The sequence below is a fragment of the Streptomyces sp. NPDC003635 genome, assembly GCF_053587635.1.
This window is the reverse complement of record NZ_JBSFOK010000030.1, coordinates 45,714-63,317: the sequence shown is the minus strand read 5'-3', so window position 1 is coordinate 63,317 and position 17,604 is coordinate 45,714. Positions and strand designations below refer to the sequence as shown.

At 67.1% G+C, this 17,604-nt stretch carries 12 protein-coding genes and 3 pseudogenes; 8 read left to right on the top strand and 7 right to left on the bottom strand.

Going from position 1 to position 17,604, the window contains the following annotated elements; genetic code table 11:
* Window positions 1-22: 22 nt before the first annotated feature.
* On the bottom strand, window positions 23-3,031 hold the full coding sequence (locus ACWDRW_RS25780; RefSeq protein ID WP_451726414.1) for a family 16 glycoside hydrolase: 3,009 nt from the start codon (window positions 3,029-3,031) through the stop codon (window positions 23-25).
* A gap of 290 nt (window positions 3,032-3,321) precedes the next feature.
* Here ACWDRW_RS25780 and ACWDRW_RS25775 point away from each other — a divergent pair.
* From ACWDRW_RS25775 to ACWDRW_RS25765, 3 genes and pseudogenes are all read left to right on the top strand, one after another.
* Window positions 3,322-3,658, top strand: a pseudogene (locus ACWDRW_RS25775) (ISKra4 family transposase); the annotation flags it as partial.
* Between the two features lie 1,442 nt (window positions 3,659-5,100).
* A pseudogene (locus ACWDRW_RS25770) lies at window positions 5,101-6,374 on the top strand (IS256 family transposase).
* Window positions 6,375-6,416: 42 nt separating this feature from the next.
* Complete coding sequence (locus ACWDRW_RS25765) at window positions 6,417-6,572, top strand: hypothetical protein (protein WP_451726413.1); 156 nt, start codon at window positions 6,417-6,419, stop codon at window positions 6,570-6,572.
* A gap of 84 nt (window positions 6,573-6,656) precedes the next feature.
* On the opposite strand, the gene ACWDRW_RS25760 is transcribed toward ACWDRW_RS25765, so the two are convergent.
* Window positions 6,657-6,875, bottom strand: a complete 219-nt coding sequence (locus ACWDRW_RS25760) for a hypothetical protein (protein ID WP_451726412.1) — start codon at window positions 6,873-6,875, stop codon at window positions 6,657-6,659.
* A 254-nt stretch (window positions 6,876-7,129) separates the two neighbouring features.
* Between ACWDRW_RS25760 and ACWDRW_RS25755 the strand changes: the two are divergent.
* Window positions 7,130-7,650 (top strand): annotated as a pseudogene (locus ACWDRW_RS25755) (IS701 family transposase); the annotation flags it as partial.
* 123 nt (window positions 7,651-7,773) lie between these two features.
* Here the strand turns inward: ACWDRW_RS25755 and ACWDRW_RS25750 are convergent.
* The 4 genes from ACWDRW_RS25750 to ACWDRW_RS25735 all read right to left on the bottom strand — a co-directional run bounded on the left by ACWDRW_RS25750 (window position 7,774) and on the right by ACWDRW_RS25735 (window position 10,399).
* A complete protein-coding gene (locus ACWDRW_RS25750; RefSeq protein ID WP_451726411.1) occupies window positions 7,774-8,145 on the bottom strand; it encodes a GIY-YIG nuclease family protein in 372 nt (123 codons plus the stop codon).
* A gap of 447 nt (window positions 8,146-8,592) precedes the next feature.
* Window positions 8,593-9,057 carry a hypothetical protein gene (locus ACWDRW_RS25745; RefSeq protein ID WP_451726410.1) on the bottom strand — a complete coding sequence of 155 codons (465 nt, stop codon included), beginning with the start codon at window positions 9,055-9,057 and terminating at the stop codon, window positions 8,593-8,595.
* A gap of 163 nt (window positions 9,058-9,220) precedes the next feature.
* Window positions 9,221-9,940 (bottom strand): DUF6766 family protein, encoded by a 720-nt coding sequence (locus tag ACWDRW_RS25740; RefSeq protein WP_451726409.1) that lies wholly within the window; start codon window positions 9,938-9,940, stop codon window positions 9,221-9,223.
* 84 nt (window positions 9,941-10,024) lie between these two features.
* The gene (locus ACWDRW_RS25735) at window positions 10,025-10,399 is read right to left on the bottom strand and encodes a hypothetical protein (protein ID WP_451726408.1); all 375 of its coding nucleotides are present in this window, start codon (window positions 10,397-10,399) and stop codon (window positions 10,025-10,027) included.
* Between the two features lie 516 nt (window positions 10,400-10,915).
* Here ACWDRW_RS25735 and ACWDRW_RS25730 point away from each other — a divergent pair.
* The 3 genes from ACWDRW_RS25730 to ACWDRW_RS25720 all read left to right on the top strand — a co-directional run bounded on the left by ACWDRW_RS25730 (window position 10,916) and on the right by ACWDRW_RS25720 (window position 14,058).
* Window positions 10,916-11,242, top strand: a complete 327-nt coding sequence (locus ACWDRW_RS25730) for a plasmid stabilization protein (RefSeq protein WP_451726407.1) — start codon at window positions 10,916-10,918, stop codon at window positions 11,240-11,242.
* Between the two features lie 1,100 nt (window positions 11,243-12,342).
* On the top strand, window positions 12,343-13,233 hold the full coding sequence (locus ACWDRW_RS25725; protein WP_451726406.1) for a glycoside hydrolase family 19 protein: 891 nt from the start codon (window positions 12,343-12,345) through the stop codon (window positions 13,231-13,233).
* 390 nt (window positions 13,234-13,623) lie between these two features.
* Window positions 13,624-14,058 (top strand): GAP family protein, encoded by a 435-nt coding sequence (locus ACWDRW_RS25720; RefSeq protein ID WP_451726405.1) that lies wholly within the window; start codon window positions 13,624-13,626, stop codon window positions 14,056-14,058.
* Between the two features lie 129 nt (window positions 14,059-14,187).
* On the opposite strand, the gene ACWDRW_RS25715 is transcribed toward ACWDRW_RS25720, so the two are convergent.
* Window positions 14,188-15,468 (bottom strand): DUF2254 domain-containing protein, encoded by a 1,281-nt coding sequence (locus tag ACWDRW_RS25715; RefSeq protein WP_451726447.1) that lies wholly within the window; start codon window positions 15,466-15,468, stop codon window positions 14,188-14,190.
* Window positions 15,469-15,732: 264 nt separating this feature from the next.
* On the opposite strand from ACWDRW_RS25715, the gene ACWDRW_RS25710 reads away from it, so the two are divergent.
* On the top strand, window positions 15,733-17,583 hold the full coding sequence (locus tag ACWDRW_RS25710; protein ID WP_451726404.1) for a glycoside hydrolase family 15 protein: 1,851 nt from the start codon (window positions 15,733-15,735) through the stop codon (window positions 17,581-17,583).
* Window positions 17,584-17,604 lie beyond the last annotated feature (21 nt).

The following is a 17,604-nucleotide window of genomic DNA, read 5'->3' as shown; positions in this document are numbered from 1 at the left end:
AGCGGGTGGCGTTCGGGTCCGGTCAATCCAGCGGTTGGATCCAGATGTTGCGGTAGCGGACCTTGCTGCCGTGGTCCTGCAGGCGGATCGCCCCCGTCGTCGCCGTCTCCGGCGCGCCGCCGCCCGTGGGGGAGGTGATGGCGACATCGTCGTGCACGGTCTTGCCGTTCCACACCAGGCTGACCCGGGCGTCGGCGGTCTTGTCGCCCGCCTCGTCGTAGCGGGCCGCGCGGAAGACGATGTCGTACGACTGCCAGGTCTCCGGTGGCAGCGCCGCGTTGACGTCCGCCGCCTTGCGGCTGTAGATCGACGCGGCCTCGTTGTTCGCCAGGTTCGTGACGCCGTACGAGTCCAGGATCTGGATCTCATAGCGGTCCTGGAGGTAGACGCCACTGTTGGCGCGGTCCTGGCCCGTCACGTCCGGCGGCAGGTTCGGCAGCCGGAACTCCACGTGCAGCCGGAAGTCGCGGTAGGCGGTCTTGGTGCGCAGATCGCCGCAGCAGACCTCCATGCCGCCGTCCGCCAGCAGCGGCCACTGGGCCGCCCGGCCCGAGGTGTGCTGCCACAGCGAGCGGTCCTCGCCGTCGAACAGGGTGACGCGCTCACCGGACTTGTGGACCGTGATGAGGTCCAGGTTGACGTGCCCGTCGTCGCCGGGGTCGTGGCGGTAGGCGATGGTGTTGGTCCCGGCTCGCAGGGTGAGCTTCTCCGTCTGGGTGGACCAGGTCTCACAGTCGCCCGTGCTGAGCAGTCGGGTCTGTTTCACCTTCTCGCCGTTGACCGCGACGCTGATCGCCTTGGTTCCGGCGAAGGGGTTGGGGCCGTTGGAGTAGCGCAGGCCCACGTCGTACGAGCCGCTCCTGGGGACCTTGACGGTGAAGTTCGTCGTCGCGCCTTGCGTGCCGTAGCCGTCGACGAACGACGCGCCCGAGAAGCCGCCGTGGTCGGTGTTGGTGCCTGCCCCGCCGCTGAGCGCGGCCTCCTCCGCCTCGTACAGCGTCTTCGGTGGGTGGGCGCTGGTGAGGTTGTTGAGGGTGTACCAGGCCTCGGTGCTCCACAGCGACTCGCCCGAGGCCGAGCTGAAGGGGCGCGGCGAGCGGACATGAACGACGTGTCCGGGCTTGAGGCCGGCGAGGGCGAGCCGCACCTTCTTACCGTTGCGGGAGAGTGAAGCGGAGCGGACCGTCAGGGGCTCCTCGTCCACCTTGGGTCCGCCGTAGGCCGGGGTGGGGACGTAGCGCCACTGCTTGACCCGGTAGCGTTCCGCCAGTTTGTCGGCGGTCTCCTGGGACAGCGGCTGGGTGTACTCCAGCTCGAATCCGCCCTCGACGGCCCGCATGGACAGGATGTCGAACGCCTTCCCGTCGTTGGGTGTGAGCTTCTGCAGGCCGTACGTCAGCTTGCCCTCCTGCCCCCAGTTGCCGCCCGCGCCGAGACCACCGGCGTAGATGGCGCCGTCCGGTCCGCGGCTGATGCGGGTGACGCCGGCCTCCAGGCCCTGGGTGTGGCGGAACACGGCACCTTGGTACTGGCCCTTGACCTTCTCCAGATACGCCCGCTGGAGTCCGCCGTAGGTGACGTCGCCGAAGAGCATCTGGCCCGCGTAGCGGCCCTTGGTGACGTAGAGCGGGGTGCTGGGGGAGTTGGCGATCTCGTTCTGCGGAAGCCACAGGACGGGCTGGGTGACGGGGTTCGCGTCGAACGGGCCGTCAGGGTTGGTGTAGTGGTTGAAGAAGCGGTCCTGCTTGATGTGCACCAGCTTGGAGGCCGGCAGCCAGCCGCCCTGGTTGTCGGTGGCGAAGAGGTCGCCCCCGGGGCCGAAGCCGATGCCGTTGGGGGTGCGCAGACCGCCGGCGATGTAGGAGACCTTGCCGGTCTTGCGGTTGACCTTGATGGTGGTGCCCCGGTTGGCCGCCGGCTGCGGATCGGTGGTGGCGCCGCCGTAGTTGATGGCCACGGACAGGTTGAGGTAGAAGAAGCCGTCCCTGTAGAGCAGTCCGAACGCGAACTCGTGGAAGTTGCCGCCGTACGGCCAGGTGGCCACCGTGCGCGTGTCGTCGATGACGTCGTCGCCGTCGGTGTCCGTCAGCTCGGTCAACTCGTGCTTCTGCGAGACGTAGAGCTTACCGCCGACGTACTTGATCCCCATGGGTTCCTTGAGCCCGGAGGCGATCTTCTTCGCGGTCACCTTGTCGGGGCCGGTGGTGCCGGTGACGTTGTCCAGCAGGTACACCTCGCCCGCCGTGGTCTGCGAGCCGCCCCACGTGGTCACCGCGAGGCGCTGGTCGGGCAGCCAGTCCATCGCGGTGACCTGCGGCTCGAAGCCCGCTGGGCGCAGGTTTGTCAGGTCGTAGTCGGGGTGGACCTCGGTCAGGGGCAGACCGTCCCCCGGGGTGTCGAAGGCGCCCTCGCACTCCTTGCGGCCGGGCGCCGTCACCCGTACCACGTCCGCCTCCGTGCTGAGCACCGAGTTGGGCACCAGGGCGAAGTCGGAGGCACCGGGCGGCTGCCAGGCCAGGGTGACCTGCTGCCCGCCGCCGCGCTCGAAGTGGTCGATGCGCAGCGAGTGGTAGCCGGTGGTCAACTCGACCGTCCCGTCCTTGGGCTCCGCGCCGTGCAGCCCGTCGTGGTCGATGACGAGCCGGTCGTCGATCAGCAGTTGTGAGCCGTCGTCGCTGGTGAGCCGGAAGGTGTACGTGCCGTCCTGCGGCACGTTGATGTTGGCGGTCACCTGGCTGACGAAGTTGGACTCGAAGCCGAAGTCCTCGGCCGTGGAGAAATCGATGGTCGGCTTCAGCTTGTCGACGTTCGGGGTCTGGCCCGGTTTGAGCGTGCAGAGTTCGTCGAGCGGGACCTGCACGTCGAAGACGCGCAGGGTGACCCCTGGTTCCTGCGGGGGGAGTTCGGCGGCGACCTGCCCCGGATCCGCGCTCGCCGGTCCGGTGGTCAGGCCCAGCGCTGCGGTGCAGCAGACCAGGGTGGCTGTCAGGGTACGGCGCAGACCGCGTCTTCGCCGGGGCCGTGTGCTCATGCGTTCTCCTCACGGCTCGTACCGCGTACGGAGCCGGGCTGCGGGTGTCGGGGGCAGCGGGGGTGGAGCGAATGCCGTGGCGCGCGGGACACGTTAGGAGACTTCTTCTGCGGCGTCCATATCTTTGTACACATGCAGTACAAAGAGCGGTTCTGGCGGGACGAAGTGCCGGGCAGGGATGCCCGTCCAGAGGTGAATGACCGTCAGCTTTGAAGAAGTTCAGCGGCCTTGAAGTCCTGCTGCCTGTGCTCGGGCACATGTACCGCCCGTACGGCTGCACCGGCCTCCTGACACCGCAGAGGGGGCATCGCAGCAGACTCGCCCCGGGCGAGAAACCGAACGGGAGGCGAATGGCCACTGTGGCCTGCGACTTCGATGCCTCTCCGCCTCTCCGCCTCCCCGCCCCCGCGGCACCCCGGCGCCCGCACGGCGTGAGCTACTCGCCCGGCGGCCGCAGAACCCGCCGCCAGGTCCGCCGGGGACCCACGGCGACGCGAAAGCGAACGCACTGCATGCCTCGTTCACCCACCCGAGAAGGTCATTGCCGATGTCTTCGCCCAGGCGGACGCCCGACCCGACCACCATCGAAGCTGGAGCATCCTGGTCGACGGCACCCGCCACCAAGTGGCCTGGAAAGCGTGCGCGGCGTCAACAGGCAGGCAGCGAGACGGAGACCGAGACAGTGCCGGCGGTTCGGTGCTCAAACCAAGGCTGCGAGCGTATCCCGGTATGTGTCCTGCGATCCGCTGGGTTCAGGTGGGCACGCGAAACAGACACACGCCTGCCCGCACGAGCTTCTGACCTCCGGACCCTTGCTTGGGAAGCCGCGGGCACTTGAGGGCCGCTTGGACGCTGACCTGGGTGAACGGCTCGGGGCGGCCTGCCCGTGCCCGCCTGAATTCACCGCGATTCCCCATTGGTCCCGCAAAATCCGGTGCACTTGTAATGCGGCCGCGCTGGACTCCATAGGCACAACCTGCGGCTCCGCCGTTCTTCAGGATTCAGATGGCTCATGGGCGGATGGTGAGCTTGCTGAACTGCATTGCTGTAAAGGGCCGGCGCTGACAGGTCTGTAGGGGTCTGGCCTCTGGTACCGCCACCGCCAGCTTCTCGTCCTGTGTGTTCGCACCTGAGCCAGCTGGTGTCCCCAGGTAAGCACAGCCGGCGTTCCATATGCCCGAGCAGCGAGCTCATTTATCCGACACTCAAGGCTGTGTAGCTGATCGCCTAGCGAACGCATAGCGAGGTTCCCCTGGCGCCACCACCCCAGTGCCGCAACTGCCACGAGTAAGGCGGCGTACGGCAGGGGCTTGCTGAAGGAGAGGCCGTCAGCGGCGGTCATGATCGCCGCAACAACGCCCACGATGGCGGCGATCTGCCAACGCTCAGCTACTCGCTGCGTGACCTCCGCGCGTAGCGCCCTGTATTCCTCCAGGAGCAGCTGGATCACTCGGTCTTCGGCACCAGGCAAGCAGCCTTCCGTACCATCTTCCACCGCTCCGCCTCCACGTCAGCGACGCTCAGTCTCGTGCGCTGTACTTCCCCTCTTACGCCCGTGCTGAATCGGGAACCAACGCCGATGAATGAGACGGAAACTGAGACGGTCCACAGCAGTTCGACCTCTCACGACAGTGGGGCTATTAACCAGTCCTGCCATGAATCGGTGAGTTCGTGCCGACCGAGTCCGTGTCTGGCGGTCAGGGCCGTGACGTCGACACGTTGGCACGCAGATGGACAAGCACCAGCTGGGACGCTCGATGCATCCTCGTACCTTGGGGGGCGGCGCCCTTGCTGTCGTAGGGGTCGGCTAGGTTGCGGGGATGACTGCGATGGATCCGCTCGTGCCGGCTCTTGCCGGGCTGGTTGCCGACGCGCTCTGGTTCCTCGACAGCTGCGGTGACGACGAGGTCAGATCGCGTCCCATGAAGTGGTGTAGTCGGGCAGGGTCCCGGAACGCGCGGGTGTCTGCCCGGGGCGTGCATCCGCTGACGGTGCGTGCTCCCTGAACAAGGGCAGGCCATCGCGCAAGTCTCCCTGGTGAACGGGCAGTTCAACCGGAGGAGCACGCGATGGCCTTGTCCCAGTCTGAGCTGATGCGGCTGCTGGAGTCACTACGTCGGGCCGATGGAGTTGAAGCAATCAGGGTGGTGTGCGAGCGCATCCTGCAGGAGCTGATCGAGGCCGAAGCCGCCGAGGTGATCGGTGCCGCGCCGCGCGAGCACACCGAGACGCGCACGACCTGGCGCAACGGCCACCGAGAGAGGCTGCTGACCACGCAGGCCGGTGACCTGGATCTGAAGATCCCGAAGGTGCGGAGCGGGTCGTTCTTCCCCTCGCTGCTGGAACGTCGGCGGCGGATCGACCGGGCACTGTTCGCCGTGGTGATGGAGGCATACGTGCACGGGGTCTCGACCCGCTCGGTCGATGACCTGGTCAAAGCACTCGGTGCGGACAGCGGGATCTCCAAGTCCGAGGTCTCCCGCATCTGCGGCGAACTGGACGAGGAACTGACCGCGTTCAAGGAACGGCCGCTGGATCACACCGTCTTCCCCTACGTCTTCCTGGACGCCACCTACTGCAAGGCGCGGGTGAATCACCGGATCGCCTCGCAGGCCGTGGTCATCGCGACCGGGATCTCCGCCACCGGTCACCGGGAGATCCTCGGGCTGATGGTCGGCGACAGTGAGTCGAAGCCGTTCTGGACGAAGTTCCTGCGCTCGCTGCGGGCCCGTGGCCTGGAGAACGTCCAGCTGGTCATCTCCGACAGCCACAGCGGTCTGGTGGCCGCGATCCGCACCGTTTTCCTCGGCGCGGCTTGGCAAAGGTGCCGGGTTCACTTCGTCCGGGACGTGTTCTCGGTGATCGAGAGGGGCTCCGGGGAGATGGTCGCTGCCACCATCCGCACTATCTTCGCGCAGACCACCGGCGAGGCCGTCCGCGTCCAGCTGAACGTGGTCGCCGACATGCTCGGACGGCAGTTCCCGCAGGTCAAGAAGATGCTGCTGGAGGCGGCGACGGACATCACGGCGTTCGCCGACTTCCCGCCGGCGCACTGGAAGAAGATCTGGTCGACCAACCCGCTGGAGCGGCTGAACCGGGAGATCAAACGACGGGCCGACGTCGTCCAGGTCTTTCCCAACCCGGCCGCCCTGGACCGGCTCGCCGCCGCGGTGCTGGCCGAACTCCACGACGAGTGGCAGGTCTTTGACCGCCGCTACCTGTCGGAAGCCTCCATGGCCGAGCTCTCCACCACCAAGCCAACCGAACCCGAACCCGAACCGCAGGTCACCCCACAACCGGAACCGAAACAGCTGCCCTGACTACACCACCCCGCGGGACATGACCCGAGGTCAATCCCGACTCCGCGGTGAAGATGATGGAAAGCGTGGGCGGAGAACTGCTGCGGCTGCCTCTGGACCAGCGCGACCGTCTCTTGCAGGTGCTCACCGACCTGGCTGAAGCAGAGCCCCATCCTGCGCGACGGGAGTTCTTGCAGTCGTTACCCTTCGCCTGCGGCCTGATCGAGGAAGGGGAAGGCTAATACTTCAGCTGTAGATCATGATCTTGCTCGCGAATGGGACCGCTGTGAGAGGCCTATAGACGCTGAGGTGGCCGTCTCCGCAGATCACTTGCTGGGGCGGGTGACAGCGATGTCGATGGCGCCGGCGTCTGGCCCCGGCGAGTCCACTGCGACGCGCACGTTGAACTCGCCGCGGTCGCCCACTCGATGCACGAAGCGGGTCAGTTGCTCGACATCGCCGACTGCGATGCGGCCGTCAGGCAGCAGCAGGGAGCCGTCGAAGACCGTGGTGAATGCCGGGTCGGGCTCTTCGGCCTGCGGCACTTGGGGCTGTGTGAAGAGGCGCACTTTGATGAGTCCCCTCTGCGCTCGCACCCGAACAGCCACGTGGGTGTCGCAGCTGGCTGCGGGGGCAGCCTCCAGAGCGAGGGAGAGTGGAACCCAGTCGGTCGCTCCCAGGTGCAGCACAGGGTGATTCACGTAGATGTCGACTCCGGCGACCTGCACAGTGCTCCTCATGCTCGCAAATAGGTGCGGCCACCGTTGATCATCGGCGTGTGTAGACAAACGATCATGCGGTGGCCGCAGGGCACAGAGTAGACCCTGCCCGCTGGCAGGAGGCGTTCGAGGCCCTTATGGCCGCATAGCCGACGGGTTTCGCCCGGGGGTTGATTCCTGGCGCCGGGCCGGGCGGCTGGTGCTCGGGCTGCTGTCGGACCTGCCGCGCAAGAACTGCTGGAGCATCGCCGAGTGGGCTGGGGACGCGACCCCGCACGGCATGCAGCATCTGCAGTGCCGGGCCTCCTGGGACGCCGACGCGGTGCGTGACCACGTCCGCGACTACGTGGTGGAGCAGTTGCACGACGACCAGGCAGTCCTCGTGGTCGACGAGACCGGCGACCTGAGGAAGGGCACCCAGACCGTTGGGGTCCAGCGTCAATACACCGGTACCGCGGGCCGGGTCGAAAACGCCCAGGTCGCCGTCTACCTCGTCTACGCGGGAGGGCGCGGGCACGCGGCGGTGGACCGTGAGTTGTTTATCCCGCGCTCCTGGACGCGCGACCCGGATCGCTGCCGGACCGCAGGGCTGGGCGAGGACACCGCCGGCTTTTTTGGTCAGGGGCAATGGGCTCGCGCGCATGGTGGTCGTCGTTGAGTCCTTGACCATTGTCGTGCCGCCTCGGACGGCCCAGATAGACAGCGCGGCGACCCATTGGGCGGCCTACACGCTGATGGGCAACTCTTGGGCTCGATGGCGTGCTTGGGCCCGTAGCTCCTTCAGTCGATTGTGAAATGCGTTGTGGCGGTTCTGATCGAGATTCAACGGCAGGTCAAGCTGAGAGATGAGCTGCGCCTCCATGTCCCACGGTTCGCTCTGCTCGATCCAGCACACTCGCGCGTTGTCCGCCATCCACTGGCTCAAGCTGGCTTCGCCGGACTTGCCGAAGGTCATCCGCTTACCGCTGCCCACGCGGCGCAGCTCAAATCCGAGTAGACACCCGAGAGTGAGCCGCAGAGTCGAGCCAGCCGCGTTGCCCCGGAAGTGATAGCGCACCCGCTTGCGCAGGTTCTGCGTGCTGGTTCGGTTCGCCATATACCGCGGGGCTATTCCGACGTAGAGGAGGCGTCCAGCGGGCAGGCCCAGGTGGGGCGACTGCTTGAAGTGCCACCCGTAAACCCCTGCCCTCGCCGGGACAGGACTTGGGCGCACCAAGACCTCCTGCGCCGACCACAGCCGGTCGGGAGTGACGAGAGCAGTAGCTTCCATGAACCCTCCAGGCGTGCCACAGGTGATCGTCGCACACTACTGGCTGACGCTGACAGAACGCCCCTGGTCTGCATAGCTGCGTAACAGCAGCTTGGGAAGCTGGGGGCGTCGAAAAGCCTGTTGCAGGTGCTGACCTGTTTGTACGGCCGATTGCTGGGCCCCCTTGGGAGCTCGGCTGCCTTATCGTGACTACCCGCCGTCCCCCGCTCGATCTGGCGCGCTTGTGGTGCGGTCACTGTCGGCGTAGGGATTAACGAACCGGGCGAGGGCACCTCAGAGGTGTTCCTTGGCTGCTCTGACGAGTCGGCTGATGTCGTCACGGGTCCGCACCCTGACATCGTCAAGTTCCGTCCTGCTGTCTGGCTTGGTCAGCGCCGTAACGTCTGCGAGTACGTCCTCAGCGGATCGGCTCAGCGTCTCGTCATCGGTGAGCATCTGAACGCGGAACAGTGCCTCTTGGGCGTTGGAGCGTAGGTCGTAGGCGCGGATCCGCACTGTGTCGGGGTCTTCCGGTGGCGGCTGTTCGTGCTCGCAGAACCAGAGGTGAACGAGGCAGCGGCGGTAGTTGAGCAACGCCCCGGCGTAGGAGGAGTAGGCATCGAGTCGTTCCTGCCGGAGCTTCTCGCGGCGGGTGAACTGGTGGCTCCTGTCGGCGGTGCGCTGCTGGAACGCCAGGGTGATCCCCGAACCAAGCAGCGTTCCCAGGACGGCTATGCCGCTGGCAATGATGGTCTCCACACCCCAAGCTGATCACGCATCGCCCGCCTCCACGGGCAGTAATCCACGTCCTACGTACTTTCCCACTGTGGTGGTGCTCCCAGGAGCCTCGAACGGGGGACTTGCTGCCTCATGGGGCCCGGCGGCCGGAGCGCGCACGAACCGGACCCCTTCTCCCGCTTTCTCAGCCTTCCACGCCGGTGGCGCCATGGGCCGCTCCCACCGGCTTCGACTCCGGGGAGCCGCGTTGGCGCAGGTAGATCGACAGCACGGCCATCGAGGCGACGGCGAGCAGTTCGGACTGCCAGTTCTGCAGGGTGCGGTTCCAGAAGTCGGCCGCGCTGATGTAGTCGGCCCAGCTCAGCGGGGCCTGGAGTTGCCGCAGCCGCTGTTCGTTGTAGGCGGCCACGCCTGTGATGGACTGAACCACCCAGGAGAGCAGGAAGATCGTCCCCATGGTCAGCAGGAGCGAATGCGAGTACACCGCGCGACGCCATCCGCCGACCTTGGCCCACTTGGGCGAGCCCTCCTTGGCGTATGCGCCGACCAGTTGGTCCTCGTCGGACTCGGTGCCGCCCTTGTGCAGTTCCTTGGACTCAGGGGATCCGCGTTGCAGCAGCCATACGGTGACGCCCACGTAGAGGAAGAACTGCAGGTATTCCGACTGCCAGTTCTCGGCGACGTCGACTGCGAAGTCGGATGTGGTCACGTACTCGCCGAGAGAGATCTGCTGAAGCTGGTCGGCGGCCAGTTGGTTGTTGAAGTCGGCGTGACCCGCGATCGCCTGGCCGACCAGAGCCAGCAGGAACGCGACGGTGAAGAAGAGACCGAGCCCGTTGTCTCGCAGGAAGCCCCGCGGGCCCCGGGCTGCGGGCGGGGTGTTCCGGGACGCGTGATGGTTCATTGGTGCATCAGTCCCAGGACCGTCATGTAGGCGAGCCCTACCGTGATGATCGCGACGATCACGGCGAACATGATCCTCACAGTCTCACCCGCCCTTGATCCGGCACCGGTACGGCTCGTTCGGCTGGGGTGCGCAGTCGGCTGCGACGACCTTCCAGCCTGCGGCGAAGCGGGAAAGGAACAGAGTGTCCGAGGAGAGCACCACTCGTGCCTGATTTCCGTACAGGTCTGTCCGCTGTACGGGACCCCCCGGGGGAGGAGAATCCTGGCTCACCGCGGTCGCACAGGGGCTGCCTGCCGACTCCTCGAGCTCCTCCACGGTCGCGGGCGCGAGAAGAGCGCACACCCTGTCGTATGCCCCGTCATCGATAGCCTTCTCGAACGTGGTGGCGGCGGTGTGAACGTCGTCGCGCCGTTCCGTCACGGTGCCGCAGCCGCCGAGGACGCCGACTGCCAGCACGGCACACGCCGCTACTCCACGTCTTCGCCCGGCCATCGGTCCTCCTCCCACGGCAGTACACCGCAATGAGTCCGACGCCGGCGGCTACCGCGCCCGGGTTTCCCTCACCCGGCCGAGCCGTCGTCGAAGATCTCCAGGTCTGCGAAGGGCCGGGTGTGGCGTGTGTGCTTCGGATGGGTGGTCGAGGGCACTCGTGGCACTGAATGGGATACGAGGTGAGGGAGGTGTCCCCAGATGTCGAATCCACAGCAGCCTGAACAGCGACGCAGCGGCAAAGGCGCTGCGACACCCCAGAACGTCGCCGAACTCAAGGCCAGGCAGGCGCAGGCGAGGGGTGGCGAGGCCCACGGCACGGACAAAGGTGACAAGGGCGGTGGCGAAGGAGGAGGGGTGCCCCCGGACCAACGATCGGAGCACCCGTGATCACGGCCTGAGTGCCCATCGTGGCCCGGTGGGCTTCAACGGGGATGCCTGACCACAGTCCGTGTGAGATCGGTGCGAGGAAGGAGAGGCGCCATGCCGGCTGGATCCAGCTCCAAGCGGGAGCGCCAGTACGAACACGTCAAGGAGAGTGCGCAGGATCGCGGAGAGTCCACGAAGCGGGCCAAGGAGATCGCCGCACGCACGGTCAACAAGGAACGGGCCAGGTCAGGCGAGTCGAAGTCCGCGAGCAAGACCTCGACCCGGGACTCGAAGTCGGCGTCCCAACGCGGTGGGCAGCGCTCACACAGCGGCTCGCAGGGACCGACCAAGGACCAGCTGTACCAGGAGGCCAAGAAGCGTGACATCCAGGGAAGGTCCTCGATGAGCAAGAAGGAGCTGGAGAACGCACTGGGCCGCTGACCGGCCGTTCGGCCCGATGCAGGCCCGGGGGAGAAGTACGCCCACAGCCTGCGCGGGCCGGCCGCCGTCTGCCCGTTACGGCCGTCTGTTGTAGGACGCTTCCCAGCATACGAAGGCCAGGCGGCGCGATACCGCAGGAGTGATCTTCATTTGCGGTAGGGTCGCGCTCTCGGCGCTCTTCTTGCGGCGCCCCGCCCCCGGAGTGCTTCGAACAGCTGGTCCAAGGCCTGGGCGCCCGGTCTTGCGTTCGGGTATCTTCCGCCGCGCGGCACCCCTCGTGCCGTCGCGGCCTTCGGCTTGTTCGAGGCTGGTCTCCAGGACGTCATCCAGGGGAGAAGGTCCGTCGCCTGTCGTGCCTCCTCGATGAGGGCAACCTCTTCGCCCTCGGCTTTTGCCTTCACCAGTTCCCGCGCCTTGACCTGCAGGTGTCGCGGTGGAGTCACTGACGTGGGTGGCCCGAACCTGATCGAAGTGGATCTTGTCCAGTTCGTCCGGCTCGACGAGGGCGTATTTGCTCATGGCGGCCTCGTAGGCCATGGCGATGTCCTCCCACACCACTTCTCTGCCGGTACGCGCTGACCCCGCCGACGGAGGTGGTCACGCCAGTGGCGGTCACCGCGCTTCGGGGCCTCGGCCGCACCGCTCCTCCCGTCGGGCCATGGCGCAGGTCATGGAAGCGGCGCAGCCGCCCCCAGCGACTGGGGGCGCGGGGCGCGCCGACCAATTCGCCCTTTGCGGAATGGCGTTGGCGTTCCCTGCCTGGGCCGCTGTAGTGACTCCATGAAGCCCTTCGCGAAGCGTCTGACTGACGCGGCGGCGACCCGCGCGAGAAACGAAAGGGCTGCTTGATCAGTCGGCCTGCGTGAGTTGAAACAGACTCCGCAGCCCGCTCGCGCCGCACTTGCGGCCGATTCCCTAACTGGTCTAGGCCTTAATTGGTCTACACCCTTGACTGGTACAGACCAACGCGGTTGAGTGTTCCGCAGACAGCCCCCCACCACGGCCGCCCCACGCCCTGTCCGGTCCACAAGCGCGTGCGGAGTGGGCTCCGCTGCGTCCTGCTCCGGCGTACGGCCGTGCCCTGCAGAGGAGTTGATTACGTGTCGAGACGTCGTGTCTCCGCAGTCCTGGCAGCCCTCGCCCTCGCCGGTACCGCCCCGGTGCTGCTCCCGGCCACGAACGCCGCCGCCGCGGCCTGCTCCAGCTACCCCAGCTGGGTGGCCGGCAGGTCGTACAACGCCGGTGACGTCGTCCGCTATACCGACGGCAAGGCGTACATCGCCGAGCACGCCAACCCGGGTTACGACCCGGTCATCAGTACCTGGTACTGGGAGCCGTACGCCTGTGACAGCGGGCCGGGCACGCCGAACGCGCGCTTCGTCGTGACGGAGGCGCAGTTCAACCAGATGTTCCCCAACCGGAATTCCTTCTACAGCTACAGCGGGCTCACCGCCGCCCTGAGTGCCTACCCCGGGTTCGCGAACACGGGCAGCGATACCGTGAAGAGGCAGGAGGCCGCGGCCTTCCTCGCCAACGTCAGCCACGAGACCGGCGGTCTGGTGCATGTGGTGGAGCAGAACACCGCCAACTACCCGCACTATTGCGACTGGAGCCGCCCGTACGGCTGCCCGGCCGGCCAGGCCGCCTACTACGGACGCGGTCCGATTCAGCTGAGCTGGAACTTCAACTACAAGGCGGCGGGCGACGCGCTCGGCATCGACCTGCTGGGCAACCCGTGGCTGGTGCAGAACGACTCGGCCGTCGCGTGGAAGACGGCTCTGTGGTACTGGAACACCCAGACCGGACCCGGCACCATGACCCCCCACAACGCCATGGTCAACAGCGCTGGTTTCGGCCAGACGATCCGCAGCATCAACGGCTCCCTGGAATGCGACGGCAAGAACCCTGCGCAGGTCCAGAGCCGCGTGAACAACTATCAGCGGTTCACGCAGATCCTCGGCACGACTCCTGGCGGCAACCTCTACTGCTGACGGGACCTTCCCGGTGCGGCGTCTGCGGGATGTCATGGTCCTGATCGGCTCGGGCCTGGCATCCCCTACGCGCTCACACCCGCACAGGCAGCCCTGACCCGCCCTGCGTCTCTTCACCCTGATGATCCGTGCATCATCCACGGGCACTCCGATGGGGGCCTATCTTTCGCCGCTCCGGCCGCTTCGGCGCGGCAAGCCGACAGGCCCTGCCACGAACGGCCTGCGCCTGCCTGCGTGATGCGACTCCGCACAAGCGCCGGCCACCTCCGTGCGCGATGCTGCCGGTGTCGGCGTCTCAACCACCGGCGACTCTGCCGGTCATGGCCTTGATCCTTTTGTTGTCCGCCGACCGGGGTCTCCGCAAGGGGCTGGCCTTCCTGGTGGCCGGGTTTGCATGCCTCATGCTGGTCATCGTCGGCGTACTGCTGTTCACCAACGGATCACCACCCAGAAAGCACACCGCCCCGTCGACCGCCGCCTTGTGGCGCCTGGCTGGGCAAGCTCCGCAACGCCTCCCTGTGGTCGGCCGCGGGCATGGCGGTTGTGTTGCAGCCGTGGGGTCTCGTCGCGGCAGGGGGTGCGACCGCGTTGAACGCCGACCTTTCGGAGGTGCGCACGTGGTTGACCCTCTTGCTCTACGGCCTTCTGGCCTCTTCCAGCGTTCTGTTGATCGAGTTGTACGCGGCCTTCCGGCCCGAGCGGGCCGACGCCGCACTCCAGGCTCTGTTCCGCACGATCACGGTGCACCAGGACCTGGCCGTGGCCGTGCTGTCGCTGGCGGTGGGTCTCTGGCTGACCGTCAGGAGCATCTTCGAGCTCACGTGAAGTGCCGCCCGTAGGTGGCCCGCGGTTGGTTGCAAGGGCTGTGGGCCCGTCGCAAAGGAGAGACTCGATGAAAGACCGCATGAGCCCGCCGGGATGCGGAATCAGGCCGTGACCGGGACAGCCGGCCAGTCAAGGGGAGGACTGCCCGCCGATGCCCTGCGAGTCGGCCTGTTGTGCGACGGCCCGGCGGGCCGGGTCGGTGAAGGCCCGTTCGACCGACTCCTGCAGCAGCGTCGACTGTCTGCGCACGGCAAGGTGTTGCTGCGGCGGCAAGGCCTCGAGCAGGCCGTCGAGCAAGGCCCGGAGCCTGCGGCAGACCTGGACCGACGAACGTCCGTAGTCGAGGATCTCGCAGACGGCCAGCTGAAGGTAGTTGTCCCAGTTGCGCCCCGGTAGCACGAGCCGGGCTGTGCCCTGGCCGTCGGCCAGCGCGTAACGGCCCGGCAGAGGTGTCCTGCCCACCGTGTGCAGAAGCCTCTCGATGTAGTTGGTCACCTGGACGGCGGTCGTGGGGTCGTTCACGGCCGGGGACAGTGCCCGGATCGCGATGTCGACGAGGACCCGCAGCGCGAAAGCGGGGTCTTGTTCGATGGTGCGTTCGGCCCCGAGTGCGATGAGCCCGTTCACCGTCGCCGGGTCCGGTTCGGAGGTGCCCCCGTGGACCTCCACCAGCACGGTGCCGGGCGGAACGAAGTCTCCCACCAGCCGGGTGACGACGAAGACGCAGTCGTGTCGCGCCGCCTCCGCGACAAGACCGGGCACATGGAAGGCCTGGACGGCGCCTCCCCGCTCGGTACGGATGCGCATGCGTGCCCCTTCCGGGGGCAGGGCGGGCGGGGCCTGGTGGGGAGCCGCGTCCCGGATGGCAGCCGCGCTGCTGGTGAAGACGGACTCTCCCATGCCCGCGACGAGCTCGGCGATGGCCACGGGCCGCAGACTGTGGGTGAACCGGTTGAGGTAGATGAGTAGGAGCACCAGGCTCACGGCCACTGCCGCGCCCGCCAGGGTGACCCCGAGATCGGGGACCGAGTGGGATTCGACGCTGCGCAGCAGCGAGAAGGCGAACGCGAACGTCCCCGTGAAGGTCGCCAGTACCGCCTTTTGCAGCCGGTCGCGGTACCACAGCCGCATGTACCGGGGCGAGAGCATGCCCGTGGCCTGCTGCACCACCAGTACGCCGATGGTGACGACGAAACCGAGCAACGCCACCATCGCGCCCACGATGGCGGTGAGCACCCCGCTCGCGGTCGTGGCGGAGTAGTGCCAGCCACCCGGCATCCACTCCGCCTCGTCGGCGGCGAGGGCGAGCTCGGCGAGGAGGACGCCCAGGACAAGGCCGAGCAGCGGCAGGATCCACAGGCTTGCCTTGATGTACTGCCGCAGCCGGAATCTGGCAGCCCAGGAAGTCATGACGTCCACGTCACGCCCCTTCACCAAAGGCCGGGTGCTCGCGCTACGTCGCAGAGCCGGTTCCGTCGTCTCGCCCACCGTCACCTCACGCTAGGCCGATTTCCGCGCCGACGCAGCGGCAGGCACCGCCGTCACCTGGTGCGATGGCCTTGCCAGGACGGACCGGCCTCGGCGACCTAAGCTGATCGGGTGTCGCCCCGTTCGTGTGATCGGCCGCGCGAGGCAGCTCTGCGCGTGGCCGGCCAGGGCTGAAAGAGGTCCGCGATGGACGACTATCCCCTGATCGAGGACCACGGGCTGATCGGTGATCTGCAGACTGCGGCCCTGGTGACGATCGATGCGACGATCGACTGGTTCTGCTGTCCGCGCTTCGACTCGCCCAGCGTCTTCGGCGCGCTCCTCGACCGGACCAAGGGCGGCCACTTCACTGTGCGGCCGGCCGCGGACACGTACACCACCCGACAGCTCTACCATCCCGACACCGCCGTTCTGGTGACCCGCTTCATGACCGAGGCCGGGGCGGGGGAGGTCGTCGACTTCATGCCGGTGACCGGAACGACGGCGACCGACCGGCACCGTCTGGTGCGCATGCTGCGCTGCGTACGCGGCAGCATGACGTTCCAAGGAGAGATCGCCCCGCGGTTCGACTACGGCCGTAAGCCGCACGAGCTGCACCTGACCGAGCACGGGGCCGTTTTCACGTCCGAGGACCTGAGCCTGGCCGTCCACCCTGTCCGAGAGCCGCAGGACCAACGGCTGCTGAACATCCTCTCGGCCGACGACAACGACGTGCGTTTCTCCCTGACTCTGCAGGCGGGTCAGCAGCGCGGACTGATCATGGAATCCGCGCCGGAGGGTCCGCCGCAGGAGATCCGCGTGGAGGAGTTCGACAGTCTCTTTCACCAGACGGTCCGTTACTGGCGCTCGTGGCTGGGACAGTCCACCTACACCGGCCGCTGGCGGGAGGCCGTGGAACGCTCGGCCATCGCGCTGAAGCTCATGACGTACGCGCCGTCCGGCGCGCTGGTCGCCGCTCCCACGACGGGACTTCCCGAGCAGCTGGGCGGGGAGCGCAACTGGGACTACCGGTTCACCTGGATCCGGGACGCGTCGTTCTCGGTGTACGCCCTGCTGGGCCTGGGGTTTCGGGAGGAGGCCTCCGCGTTCATCAACTGGCTGCACGAACGGGTCAAGGAGAAGGTGGGCCAGGACAACGGTTCCGGACCACTGAACATCATGTACCGGGTCGACGGCTCCACCGACCTGGTCGAGGAGACCCTGGATCACTGGGAGGGCTATCGCGGCTCCGCCCCGGTCCGGATCGGCAACGGCGCGGCGAACCAACTCCAGTTGGACATCTACGGCGAGGCGATGGACAGCATCTACTTCGCGCACGAGCACGGCATGCATCTCGACCACGGAGGCTGGAAGGCTCTGCACACCCTGCTCGGCTGGCTGGTCGACCACTGGGACCAGCCCGGCGAAGGGCTCTGGGAGACCCGCGGCGGCCGCAAGGACTTCACCTACGGACGCGTGATGTCCTGGGTGGCCTTCGACCGCGCTTTGCGGATGGCTCAGGACGACGGTCGTCCCGCGGCCGGCGGGCGCTGGGTCGAGGCGCGGGACGCGATCTACGAGCAGGTGCTCGACCGGGGATGGGACCGCACCAAACAGGCCTTCGTGCAGCACTACGGCGATGACGTGCTGGACTCCGCCCTGCTGCGCATGCCGACGGTCGGGTTCATCATGCCGGACGACCCGATGTGGAAGTCCACCCTCAACGCGATGGAACGCGAGCTGGTCAGCGACAGCCTGGTCTACCGCTACAACCCCGAGGCGTCCCCCGACGGGCTGCGCGGCTCCGAGGGCACCTTCTCGCTGTGCACGTTCATGTATGTCGACGCCCTGGCTCGGGCCGGACGCCTCGACATGGCCCGGCTGGTACTGGAGAAGATGCTCACCTACGCCAACCACCTGGGGCTGTACTCCGAGGAGATCGACCTGACGGGGCGCCAGCTGGGCAACTTCCCCCAGGCCTTCACCCACTTGGCGCTGATCGACGCGGCGATCACCTTGGACGCGCTGCTCCGCGAGGACCGGCGGGCCCACGCCTGACCCGCGCAGCCGCAGCGGCCG

Excerpts from the sequence above, each read along its gene's own strand:
- ACWDRW_RS25780 (WP_451726414.1), bottom strand. The coding sequence starts at position 3,031 with ATGAGCACACGGCCCCGGCGAAGACGCGGTCTGCGCCGTACCCTGACA.
- ACWDRW_RS25750 (WP_451726411.1), bottom strand. The coding sequence starts at position 8,145 with ATGGCGAACCGAACCAGCACGCAGAACCTGCGCAAGCGGGTGCGCTAT.
- ACWDRW_RS25730 (WP_451726407.1), top strand. The coding sequence starts at position 10,916 with ATGCCGGCTGGATCCAGCTCCAAGCGGGAGCGCCAGTACGAACACGTC.
- ACWDRW_RS25710 (WP_451726404.1), top strand. The coding sequence starts at position 15,733 with ATGGACGACTATCCCCTGATCGAGGACCACGGGCTGATCGGTGATCTG.
- ACWDRW_RS25715 (WP_451726447.1), bottom strand. The coding sequence starts at position 15,468 with ATGACTTCCTGGGCTGCCAGATTCCGGCTGCGGCAGTACATCAAGGCA.
- ACWDRW_RS25740 (WP_451726409.1), bottom strand. The coding sequence starts at position 9,940 with ATGAACCATCACGCGTCCCGGAACACCCCGCCCGCAGCCCGGGGCCCG.